General features: G+C 54.7%; 10 protein-coding genes. 6 read left to right on the top strand and 4 right to left on the bottom strand.

Annotated features, from left to right (window positions below):
• The first annotated feature begins 10 nt into the window (after positions 1–10).
• The 4 genes from ABD851_RS09295 (at position 11) to ABD851_RS09280 (ending at position 5,947) form a co-directional block, all read left to right on the top strand.
• On the top strand, positions 11–1,687 hold the full coding sequence (locus ABD851_RS09295) for a RagB/SusD family nutrient uptake outer membrane protein (protein ID WP_344978471.1): 1,677 nt from the start codon (positions 11–13) through the stop codon (positions 1,685–1,687).
• A 32-nt stretch (positions 1,688–1,719) separates the two neighbouring features.
• The gene (locus ABD851_RS09290; protein ID WP_344978469.1) at positions 1,720–2,682 is read left to right on the top strand and encodes a hypothetical protein; all 963 of its coding nucleotides are present in this window, start codon (positions 1,720–1,722) and stop codon (positions 2,680–2,682) included.
• Positions 2,683–2,759: 77 nt separating this feature from the next.
• A complete protein-coding gene (locus ABD851_RS09285; protein ID WP_344978467.1) occupies positions 2,760–4,271 on the top strand; it encodes a BNR-4 repeat-containing protein in 1,512 nt (503 codons plus the stop codon).
• Between the two features lie 95 nt (positions 4,272–4,366).
• Positions 4,367–5,947: a glycoside hydrolase family 28 protein gene (locus tag ABD851_RS09280; RefSeq protein WP_344978465.1), complete on the top strand. Its 1,581-nt coding sequence runs from the start codon at positions 4,367–4,369 to the stop codon at positions 5,945–5,947.
• A gap of 3 nt (positions 5,948–5,950) precedes the next feature.
• Here ABD851_RS09280 and ABD851_RS09275 read toward each other — a convergent pair whose 3' ends face one another.
• The gene (locus ABD851_RS09275) at positions 5,951–6,526 is read right to left on the bottom strand and encodes an RNA polymerase sigma-70 factor (RefSeq protein WP_344978463.1); all 576 of its coding nucleotides are present in this window, start codon (positions 6,524–6,526) and stop codon (positions 5,951–5,953) included.
• A gap of 122 nt (positions 6,527–6,648) precedes the next feature.
• Here ABD851_RS09275 and dinB point away from each other — a divergent pair, with 122 nt between their 5' ends.
• Entirely contained in the window at positions 6,649–7,758 is a 1,110-nt protein-coding gene (gene dinB, locus ABD851_RS09270) for a DNA polymerase IV (protein ID WP_344978461.1), read from the top strand.
• A 29-nt stretch (positions 7,759–7,787) separates the two neighbouring features.
• On the opposite strand, the gene ABD851_RS09265 is transcribed toward dinB, so the two are convergent.
• Together ABD851_RS09265 and ABD851_RS09260 are read right to left on the bottom strand one after the other, a co-directional pair.
• Positions 7,788–9,656 carry a M1 family metallopeptidase gene (locus tag ABD851_RS09265; RefSeq protein ID WP_344978459.1) on the bottom strand — a complete coding sequence of 623 codons (1,869 nt, stop codon included), beginning with the start codon at positions 9,654–9,656 and terminating at the stop codon, positions 7,788–7,790.
• Between the two features lie 23 nt (positions 9,657–9,679).
• Positions 9,680–10,198, bottom strand: a complete 519-nt coding sequence (locus ABD851_RS09260; protein WP_344978457.1) for a DUF4251 domain-containing protein — start codon at positions 10,196–10,198, stop codon at positions 9,680–9,682.
• Positions 10,199–10,379: 181 nt separating this feature from the next.
• Here ABD851_RS09260 and ABD851_RS09255 point away from each other — a divergent pair, with 181 nt between their 5' ends.
• Positions 10,380–10,973 (top strand): nitroreductase family protein, encoded by a 594-nt coding sequence (locus ABD851_RS09255; protein WP_344978455.1) that lies wholly within the window; start codon positions 10,380–10,382, stop codon positions 10,971–10,973.
• Between the two features lie 40 nt (positions 10,974–11,013).
• Here ABD851_RS09255 and ABD851_RS09250 read toward each other — a convergent pair whose 3' ends face one another.
• Complete coding sequence (locus ABD851_RS09250; RefSeq protein WP_344978453.1) at positions 11,014–11,658, bottom strand: hypothetical protein; 645 nt, start codon at positions 11,656–11,658, stop codon at positions 11,014–11,016.
• Between the last annotated feature and the right edge of the window lie 196 nt (positions 11,659–11,854).

The following is an 11,854-nucleotide window of genomic DNA, read 5'->3' as shown; positions in this document are numbered from 1 at the left end:
AGACCAGACCATGAAAAAAATAACATCCCGACATACCCTTACTTACTCAGGCCTGCTGTTGCTCGTCGCGCTCCTGGCCGGCTCCTGCAGCAAGGATCTGCTGAAGGAAAAGCCCAAAGACTTCTTCAGCACCGACAATGCCTTTACCGATCCCAAAACCTTCCAGCTGGCGGTAAACACCCTTTATGCCGACGCCCGCACTTTTATCTTCAGCGGCTCCGACGGACAGTCCGGCGGTTATCCTTACCGGGAATACCTGCGTATGGGAACCGATGTGGCGACCTGCGGACAATCCCACCGCCCTTATCTGCTGGTGGACTTCTCCCTGCTCAACACCACCCATGATGCAGCAGCGGATTTCTGGAATGCGGCCTATTCGGCACTTATCCCCCATGCCAATGTGGTAATCGACCGCGCCCAGCTGCCGGCCGCAATATGGGATAACGACCAGCAGAAAAACGAGGTCATCGCCCAGGCCAGGTTTTTCCGGGCTTACGCCTACTATACCCTCCTGAACCTATACGGGGATGTCCCCCTCGTCGATCACGAGATCCTCACGCCGCAATTTGATTTTACACGGGCGCCCAAGGACAGTGTGCTTGAATTTGTGCGGGAGGATCTTGAATTTGCTTCACGTTGGTTGCCCGCCAATCCCGATCAGGTCGCCGAGGGCACCCTTACCCGGTCCGCAGCCGACATGCTGCTTTCCACCGCTTACCTGCAGCTGGATATGCCCGACTCGACCATTGCCGCCGCCACCCGCATCATCAATTCCGGGTATTACCACCTGATGACAGCGCGCTTTGGAAGCGACGCTACGCATGACGGACATTTTCCCGAAGGCGGAGGGGACGTGTTCTCCGATCTCTTCTGGGACAACAACGCCAACCGCAGCGGCGGCAACATGGAAAGCATCTGGGTGCTCCAGGGCGCCTATAATGTCCCCGGCGGAGATATCGGCACCAGCCTTTCCCGCACCTGGGGCCCTTACTATGCCAACCTGATCGCCCCCAACGGAGGACAGGCCATGACCCTGGCAGACTCCCTGGGCGGCAGGCCGGTAGGCTATGTGCGCACCACCAACTATTTCAACTATACCATCTGGGACGGCGACTGGAATGACATGCGGAATTCCCCCTGGAACATCCGGAGAACCTGGTATTACAACAATCCTTCCAACGCTTTATTCGGTAAGCAGATCGATTTCAAGGCACCGGGATTGAAGGATACCATCCAGAATATCTATCCCATGGTCCGCAAAGCAGAAGGATCGATAAAAAGCATCAACAGCAGCTCCACGCCGGATCAGAAATTCATCGTTTACCGCCTGGCTGAAACCTTCCTGCTGAGGGCCGAGGCTTACCTCGACAAAGGGCAGCTCCAGGATGCTGCAGATGATATCAATGTAGTAAGAGCCCGAGCGCACGCCCCGCTGACAGATGCCGGGAAGGTGAACCTGGATTTTATCCTGGATGAACGTGCACGCGAGCTCATCATCGAAGAGCCGCGCCGGATTACGCTGAACCGGCTGGGCCTGTGGTATGACCGGACCCTGAAATACAGCCTCAACGAACCTGCTTTTTATTACCTTATTAAGAAAACCATCAAGCCGTACAATGCCCTGCTCCCCATTCCCCAGAGTGCGTTGGACATCACGCCGGGGCTAAAACAGAACAGCGGGTATTAAAAAGGTAAAACATCCACCTCAAAACAAACATCATGAAACGATGCATTCCCGGACTTGCCGTCATTATCCTTATTACGCCCTTGTTTTCCTCCTGCTCCAAGTCATTGCAGGATGAAGCGGGCTTACCCGGTACGGCAGGGAGTAAACAACAAACGGAAAAAGCCTTATTGTCCGTGCCCCACTCACTGGTGTATATCGGAGGCGCTCGTTCCTATGCCGGCATAGTCGGGGGAGACAGCCTGCAATCCCAATATATACGCGCGCATGCGGACGGATGGTATATCAATAATTTCGCCATGGACAAGTATTCGGGCGACAGCGCCTATTGCGGAGAGGCTTATAAACGTTTTTATTCCAGGAATGTGTTTTATGAAACCGATTTCACCTATGCTACGGACCATGAGGATTCTGTCTATATAGACCGCTTTATAGCATCAGGATTTAAGGTAACCTATGCCACGGTAAACAGGGACTACTCTCCCGCAAGAAAGTACACACTTAAATATCAGGATAGTAACCGGCCTGTCCTGAGGATGGTGGCCCCCTGGAAGGTATACGGCGATTTTAACGATTCCCGCAATGCTGATTTACAGAATGACATCAAAAACTGCCAGGGAAGCGCTACAGACGGCCCTATGACCCTATGGTCCGCCAATACGGGATATATGAGGATACGTCCGGGCGCACTGGCCGGAGGTAGCGCTACGCTGGTGCAGTGGACCCGGTCAGTGAACGCCCATTTTACCACCATGGTCATGATGGCTCCGAATGAATCCACCGGCAAACAATTCTTAAATCGCGTAAAGGACTGTGTAAGGATGCATGAACGGTTTAATGCCTCCCCCACTATATATGTGCTGTCCTTCTATGGGCCGGCAACCTTTACCTGCCCTGTTTTGCCCGAAACATCCGCCCCTAACGTTCCGGATACCACATTTGCAGGAGCAGCTTACTGGCTGATGCGGCATGTAAATGGTGATCCGGGATTTGAATAACCGCCGGTCGTACCAGAGAAAACAGGCCGTAACGGCCTGCCTTTTAAAAACCCATTTATTTTTATAAACCCAGTATTATGTCGATCAATAGATTAAAAAAAACTTGTCTTCTCCTCTTGTGCAGCCTGCCGGCGCTTTATGCAGCCGGGCAAAGCACTGACTCCGGCCGGGAATCCGACCCTTATTCCTACAAGTCGGCCCGGTTCATCGATAAGCAGGACGACGGCTACCGGGGTATCTGGTATTTCATCGGTCACCTGAAGGACAACCCCTACGTCTATAAATATGCCGGCGGCATGGCCACCTATCCCTCCAATCACTATCCCTTCTCGGTATATGTGCCCAAAGTAAAAAAGACCTTCTTCTGTTACGGCGGCACCGGCCATGACGGCAAATCGCTCTACCACGAGGTCGGCTACTTCAACCACCGCAACGGCAAGGTGTCGCGTCCCACCATCCTGCTGGACAAGGCCACCGGCGACGCCCATGACAATCCCGTGCTGCAGGTGGACAAGGACGGCTATATCTGGATCTTCTCCACCGCCCACGGCACCGGCCGGCCTTCCTTTATCCACCGCAGCCTAAAGCCTTACGACATCAGCCGCTTTGAGCAGATCCGGCCCGTCAAGCTGGTCGACGGCAAGGAAGTGCCGATGAACAACTTCTCCTATCTGCAGATGTATTACGACGATCACGGCTTTACCGGTCTTTTTACCCACTACGAAACCCAGCAGCTGAAATACGGCAAAAGAGGCTGCCGGGTGATCGGCTACATGACCAGCCCCGACGGCATCCACTGGTCGGCGTGGAAAGACATCGCCAACATCGAGGAAGGCCATTACCAGACCAGCGGCAAAAAAGGCAACCGTATCGGCACCTCCTTCAACTACCATCCTACCCGGAAGACCGGGGCAGGACTGGACTACCGGACCAACCTGTACTATGTCTTCACCGACGATCACGGCCAAAGCTGGAAGACGGCCGACGGCAAGGCCATATCCCTGCCGCTGCGGGAGATCCACAACCCGGCGCTGATCCATGATTATGCCGCCGAAGGGCTGAAGGTCTATATCAACGACCTGAACTTCGACCGTGAAGGCAACCCGGTGATCCTGTACGAGACCACCAAGGGCTGGGAACCGGGTCCGGAGAACGGGCCCCAGCAGTGGTATACGGCACACTGGACGGGTGGCAGCTGGCAGATCCTGCCGGTGACCGCTTCGGACAACAACTATGACATGGGCTCGCTTTACATAGAAGATGACGGTACCTGGCGGATCATTGCCCCGACCGATCCCGGTCCGCAGGCTTATAACACCGGCGGCTCGATCGTGATGTGGACCAGCCGGGACCAGGGCCGTCACTGGGAGAAGCTGAAGGAGCTGACGCCGGGCGCAGAGAACAACCAGAGCTACCCGCGGCGGCCGGTCGATGCCAACCCGGAGTTCTATGCCTTCTGGGCAGACGGCAACGGCAGGAAGCCCTCGGCTTCCCACCTGTATTTCTGCGACAAGCAGGGCCGGGTGTTCATGCTGCCGGAGCACATGAAAAAACAGGAAGAAAAGCCGGTTCGTGTTTTTGCAAAATGATCATCATCTCCGGCACCTGCCGCAGTCCCTGCGACAAGTGCCGGAAATGTATTATTTTGGAGCACATCCTGCTTAACTGCTCCAAATCATTTTCGATGAGAACAAGATGCCGGAGGAAGATATCCTTCCCAATGGTTTGCCTTTTGCTCCTGTCTCTATCCGCATCGGCTGCAGACATCAATATCCTGAAATACGGGGCCAAAGGAGATGGCACCACCCTGAATACCGTCGCCATCCAGCAGGCTATCGACGAATGCTCAGCCACCGGCGGAGGCCGGGTAACAGTGCCTGCAGGAATTTTTCTCTCGGGAACCCTTTACCTGAAAAGCAAGGTCAACCTGTTTCTCGAAGCGGGAGCCGTACTGAAGGGCAGCAGCCGGATCAGCGATTATCACGAGGTCCGTCATACACCGGCGCTGATCATCGCGGAAGAACTGCAGCAGGTATCGGTGACAGGTCCGGGCACCATCGACGGGAACGGCAAGGCCAAAAGTTTTCAGCATGGGGACAATGCCAAAGGGCGACCTATGCTGATGTTTTTTATCGATTGCAGCGATGTGGGGATAAAAGACATCCGCCTTCGCTCCCCCGCCTTCTGGACCCAGAAATACCTGGGCTGCGACGGCGTGCTGGTCACCGGCATATCGGTATATGCCCATGCCAACTGGAACAACGACGGTATCGATATCGACAGCAAGAATGTAACCGTTTCCAACTGCCGCTTTGATACCGACGACGACGCCATCTGTCTGAAAAGCGAACGGGAGGAACCCTGCGAGAACATTACCATTACCAACTGCGTGGCCGCTTCCAATTGCAACGGCATCAAAATGGGCACCGCATCTTCAGGAGGGTTCCGCAACATCAGCATCAGTAATTGCGCAATACATGCTGCAAGCGAGGACAACATCCGTCACTGGAAGACGACCCTTACTGGCATCACCGCGGATAAAACGGTGATCTCGGGCATCGCCATCGAAGATGTGGACGGAGGTCATTCTGATCAGATCAACATTTCCAATATTACGATGCAGTCGGTACAGACGCCGATCTTCATCCGCCTGGGTAACCGCCATCAGCCTGCCGGCTCCCTGCAGCATGTCAACATCGGAAACATCATTGCCACCAGCGAAAGCCAAATGTGCAATATCATTTCCGGCATCCCCGACGCTGACATCAAAGACGTAAGTATCCATGATATTCAGCTGGTCAGCCATGCGGCAGGCAAAGCGGCGTTGGCGGACTCCGTGCCCGAAAACACGCGGGGTTATCCCGAAAACCGGATGTTCGGGCAAACCCTGCCGGCCGCCGGATTCTTTATACGCCATGCGGAGCATATCCGCCTTTCGCGCATTTATCTGGAAGTCCCGCCTGAGGAAGAACGGCCTTTTCTGGTAGCCGATGACACACGAGGCCTGGAAGTCAATGATGCGGGATTTGTGAAAGGAACAGCGCACGCTTTTCCGGTACTTTATTTTATGCGCAATGCAAAGGAGGCAGCCGTAACGCCGCCCATGTTTCTTCCGTCATTTGACGTATTGCTACAGACGGAAGGCAAAGGACCGGCGGACATCCGTCTTTTTTTGAAGGAAAAACCGGCGCGCGGGAAAACCTTTTCTACAGACCAGGGAACAAAAAAAGACGCGGTAAAAGTATTCTTCCCCGGACAGGATTAACGGTCAATGCAGCCTTGCGATCAGCAGCAGCACAATCGTCAGTGAAGACTCGCCCAGCAGTCCCCGCAGGATGCGGATGGCGCGCATCTTCTGCGTCTTTACCGTATTGACGGAAACCCGCAGCTGACGGGCCACTTCTTCATTCCGCAGCTCTCCGAAATAACTGAGATCAACCACCCGGCGGCAACCCGCCGGCAATCGCTGCAGGGCCTGATGGATATGTTCCAGCGCTTCGGCTTCGATCAGACGATGGATAATGCGGTTCTCCGCAGCTTCTTCCGGCACGGCCCGCTGGTCCGCCTCGTATTTATGCACCACCTTCTCGTGCTTGCCGGCATTCAGACAGGCGTTTTTTATCGTAATGTACAGAAAGGAGCGAATAGCGGGGATACCTTCAAAATCGGTTCGCCGCTCCCACAATTTCAGAAAAGCATCCTGCACCACATCCCTCGATCTTTCGGTGTCTCCGAGAAAGCCGGAAGCAAAATAACAAAGCCGTGTATGGAACAGGTTGAAGATATGCCGGAAAGCATATTCATCTCCCTGGTGAAGACTCTTTATGTATGATTCGTCGGACATGAATGCTGGAACCGGTTTAACGTTGAAAGGTAGCTAAATTATTTTTTTCAGACAAGCTGCTTTGCTGCGCAGACAACGATCGGGACAACGGCAAAAACACTAATTTCGTATACGGCTTCATCATGGACCAGGCTACCGAGAACGAACCGCTGATACGTAAGATCATCCACATCGACATGGATGCTTTTTACGCTTCCGTGGAGCAGCGCGATAACCCTGAATACCGCGGCAAGCCTATTGTGGTAGGCGGTTCGCCGGAAGGCCGCGGAGGAGTGGTAGCCACGGCAAGCTATGAGGCCCGCGTGTTCGGTATCCGTTCTGCCATGCCTTCGCGCACCGCGGCGCAGCTTTGTCCCCAGGCGCTCTTTATCCGCCCTCGCTTCGATGCCTACAAGGAAGCCTCCGGAAGGATACGCAGCATCTTTTACCGCTATACGGACCTGGTGGAACCGCTCTCCCTGGATGAGGCCTATCTGGATGTCACCGAAGACAAGCTGCAGATCGGTTCGGCCATAGCGGTAGCCCGGCAGATCAAGCAGGCCATACGCGAGGAGCTGCAGCTGACCGCTTCGGCCGGCGTGTCGGTCAACAAGTTCGTGGCCAAGATCGCCTCCGATATGAACAAGCCGGACGGGCTGACCTTTATCGGGCCCTCCGCCATTGCCGCATTCATGGAGAAACTTCCGGTTGAAAAGTTTTTTGGTGTGGGAAAAGTAACGGCCGCGAAGATGAAAAGGATGGGGCTGCATACCGGCGCCGACCTGAAAAAGCTTGGAGAGAACGAGCTGGTACAGCATTTCGGTAAAACCGGCCGGTTTTACTACCGTATCGTCAGGGGCATAGACAACCGGCCCGTACAGCCGCACCGGGAAATAAAGTCGCTGAGCGCAGAAGATACCTTTCCGCAGGACCTGCAAAAACCGGAGGACATGCGGCAGGAGCTGCAGCGGCTGGCCGCCGTGGTAGCGGAAAGGTTAAAGCGGAATAACCTGCAGGGCAGGACGGTTACGCTGAAGATAAGATTCGGGGATTTCAGGCAGATCACACGCAACCGTTCCTTTCCCCATGCGGTCAGCGATCCGGAAACCATCTGCGAAACAGCAGCGCAGCTGCTCGACTCCATTCAGCCCGAAGATAAAAAGATCAGGCTGCTGGGTATCTCCCTTTCCAACTTCGGGGACGGGATTCCGCATCGTCAGCCCGGCGACGGAAAACAGATGCGTCTGTTCTGATACCGCCATTCGGGAGAACGGAGGCGTTGTCACAACGTTTTCCGGTTATCCGCTTCACGGGCATCCATAAAGATACCGCCATCCAACGCCACCGCGCGAACCGCCTTACGCGCCGGTACGGTCACTTTCGCCTGCCGCTGATCGGCCTGCCAGATGGCCGGCGTCTGGTGGAATACCGCCGTGTCCCCGTCGGTGTAATACAGCTTTACATCCACCGGCACGGCGAAGCCGCCCGTATTCCCAATCGTAAGGGTATATCCCTTGCCGGATTTGCGGACCTCCTGCAAAACAAGGTCGATGTAATTATTTGAAAAAAACCAGCTGTTCCAAAACCAGTTCAGATTACGCCCGGTGGCGTCATTAAATGCGTTGAAGAAATCCCAGGGAATGGGATGCCTGCCATGCCAGCGGTCCATGTAAGCATGCAGTCCCTTTCTGAACAGATCGTCGCCCAGCAGGTCTTTCAGCGCCAGATAAGCCAGCGAGGGTTTTACATAACCCCCGTTGCCATACCCTACGCCGTTCAGCTGGTTGGAAGGCGTAATAATGGGAAGGTCTTCTTCCGAAGCCGGATCATGGATCCAGCGGTTGACGCGGAATTTCCGGTAAACCGAGTCGGCCTCTTCGGGAGCCCTTTCCGTCCGCCCGATCAGCAGCTCATAGGTAGTGGCCCATCCTTCATCCATAAAAGCATAACGGGTTTCGTTGGTGCCCATATAGAACGGGAAATAGGTATGCGCCATCTCGTGATCCTGCACCATCCGCGAAAAAGCCGTATCGGGAGTCGTGCCGTCGTTGATCATCATGGGATATTCCATGTCGGCATATCCCTGGAAGGCGGTCATTTTCGGATAGGGGTAAGGCACCCCCGGCCAGTGATGCGAAAACCAGTCCAGCGCATAACGGCCCCAGCGCACCGAATGGTGAAAATCCGCAGCCGTGTCGTTATAAGCCGCCTGTACGCTTACCCGGCGTCCCTTCTCCACTGTCACCCCGGCCGCATCCCACACAAAATGATCGCTGAGGGCCAGCGCCATATCAGATACGTCTGAGGCTTTCCATTTCCAGATATTGAAGGCGTGCTGCGCCGTCACTTTCTTACCCTGCAGCTCCTTCAGGGTAGCCATATGAATAGTGGCATCAGACTGCAGCGACTGCTCCAGCTTCCGGGCATAAGCCGGCTGCAGCACCTCATCCGGGTTCTGCAACGTACCCGTGGCCCATACGATATAGTTGGCCGGCACCTTTACCTCCAGCGTATAGTCGTTAAAGTCGTTGTAAAACTCCTGCCGGTCGGAGAAGTCCAGCCGGTCCCATCCGTTGTAATCGTCATACACCGATATCCGCGGATAGAAATAGGCCAGGTAAAAAGTGGTGCTATCGATAACGCCTTCACGGCCCGGCGCCACGGACAGGTCGTAATGCCAGTCCATCGAAAGCGGGATCGAGTCCCCGGGCAGCAGGGGCTGCTGCAGGGGAATGTTCGCCCAGGTACCGAAGTCGTCGCTGTTCACCGGCAACGATTCGCCGCGGATCGCGAGGCGGTCGATATGCACGCCTGAACCGAGGTAATCCTGCTGGGTAAAATGCGCCCGCGGGGCCGCCGGCTTATGGATATTCAGCACCAGCCGCAATACCAGCGTATGCAAGGTATCGGGACTCCGGTTGAGATACGTGATGCTTTCGGTGCCGCGGACACGCGGGTCCGGAGGGGTAACGGTAACGGAAAGATGATAACGTCCGTAATTCTGCCAGTAGTTTTTGCCGGGGCGACCATCGGGGGAGCGGGTGCCGTTGTCGAACGCCTGCTTTATGTTGCGCGGCATATAAAGGGTCTGCGCAAAAGCCTGTCCTCCGGTCAGTCCGACCAGTCCGGCCCAAATAAAGAATCTGTACATGTGCAAGAAAGATAATGATAGGTTCAGGGATTGTCCGTTTCCTTACCCGCTTCCATGATCCCGTTAAAAGAAATAGGCTGACGGTTGGTGCTGATTACCTGCAGGGTGGCATACCCCGCTTCGGAAACGGTAAGGGTAAGCTGCTGCACCTCTTTTTCATCCTTCGGCTCGATCTGGATCAGCCACCCGCCCTTTTTACGATCGCTGGTGTTGTAGGTAAACTGGGAAGAGGAAAATTTGATGCCGCCCTTCGAGGGATCCATCGGCGCGGAATATGCCCGCCCGAAATAGGGCAGATAGGCTTCCACCTTGTCCTGGCTTACCTTAAGATCGTAATCGCTGGTCAGGTGCCGGGTACGTCCGCTGGAAGGAGATACCATCTGGGCTTTGAAAACATAGTTCCGGGCGTCGAGCATTTCCCGGACGGCAGCGGCTTTATCGGGGTCGGCCTTACCGGACTGTCCGGGCGTCATGCTCCGGGAGCAGCCGGCTGCCGCCGGCAGGAAGAAGGCGGCCATGCATAGCCAATGGATCGTTTTCATGATACGGGTTTTAGTACACCTAAGTTACGCTTTTTACCTGTATGACCTTTCTGCGCCACTTCTCTTTCCTTCGTTTTCCTCAGCAGGCTCCGCCGTGCCGGCAGCACCATTCGCTTTTATGCCGGGAAAGGAGATCGGTTGCCCGGGGAGCCTTACCTTTGCGGCATCAAAGTCAGCACTTATGACCTCACCGCTTTCTCCCGATGCAGCCGGCATCCTGAATACGATCATCCGTTCCCGCAGGACGGTAAAGCCCGAGTTTTTTACCGGCGAAGACGTTCCCCGCCCCGTGCTCGAACAGCTCCTGGAAAATGCTACCTGGGCGCCTACGCATAAGAAGACCGAACCCTGGCTTTTCAAAGTTTTCCAGCAGAAGGCGCTGGAGCGGCTGGGTAACTACCTCGCGGACCATTACCGGGCACATACGCCGGCGGATAAATTTTCAGCCGTGAAGGAACAGCAGAACCGGGAAAAGCCGCTGCGCTGCGCCGCCGTGATCGCCATCTGTATGCGCCCGCCCGCTGCGGACCTGCCGGAATGGGAAGAGATCGCTGCCGTAGCCTGCGCGGTGGAGAACCTGTGGCTGAGCATGACGGCTTACGGGCTGAGCGGCTACTGGAGCAGCCCCGCTGCCATGACGGAGGGCGCAGAGTTCCTGGAACTGCAGCCCGGAGAGCGTTGTCTCGGCATTTTTTACCTGGGGCATGCCCCGGTGCAGGATACGGTCCGCCGCCGGGCACCGCTTGCCGAAAAGGTGAAGTGGGTGACAGAGTGAGATACCCCCTGTCCTGAAAGGGGAAAGGCTAAGGGTTAAACTATGTCTGCAGGCAAGGCCTGTTTACTTTTCGTATCCATTCGTTACTTATCCGGATATAGTATGCCTGCCTGCTCTGATTGATAAAGGAAAACTGTATCAGGGCGTGCCGCATCGTCTTATCAAAGATGACCTGATCAATAAAAAAAGCATAGTTAAAGTAATAAAGCGGAACCACCCCGGCGCCGGTGATATCCCGAACGAGGCCGCGGCGGTAGAGTTTCAGCATTTTTTTCAGAAAAGCAGATTTTTGGTATGGATCACTAACACCCGTGTCCTTCAAAAAAGCGTTTAATGTATTCACCAGATCCGTATCGGCGATAAGCGGAGTAAACCTTCCTTTATTTGAAAGTTGAATGCTGTAATTATACTCCCCGCAATCAACCTGTTCCGGAAACTTGTAGTAATTAGCGGAAAGAAAGGAGCTGTAAACGCCGGGATGCGGGTATAACTGAGGGGGCAAATTAGAGGGAATATGCCTTCCATATATCTCAGCGCTGTCCAGCCTGTCCACAAAACAAACCCGTATCCGGGGCTGCAGCACCACATATTTTTCGTCAAAGGGTTTGCTGGCTGCGTCAGGGGTAAATCCACTCAACGTATCCGCACAATATGCATCCACAAAAGCATTGACCAAACGGCTCATTTTGGCCGAGACTTTGTCTAAGGAATCTTCCGGCACGTATTTATATTTCAGAATGCACTTCTCCGCCAGTTCCTGAGAATTTTTTCCATAAGCTTCCTTTAACTCCGTTAAACTTTGCGCGCTGGCGTCAACAAGTGGCCAGGCCCAAAGTAGCAGTGTAAGCAAGAGAAGAGGCCGCATAAAATGAGAATGGGTA

Source organism: Compostibacter hankyongensis (genome assembly GCF_039541075.1).
GTDB lineage: Bacteria > Bacteroidota > Bacteroidia > Chitinophagales > Chitinophagaceae > Compostibacter > Compostibacter hankyongensis.
This window is presented reverse-complemented; position numbering and strand designations above follow the sequence as displayed.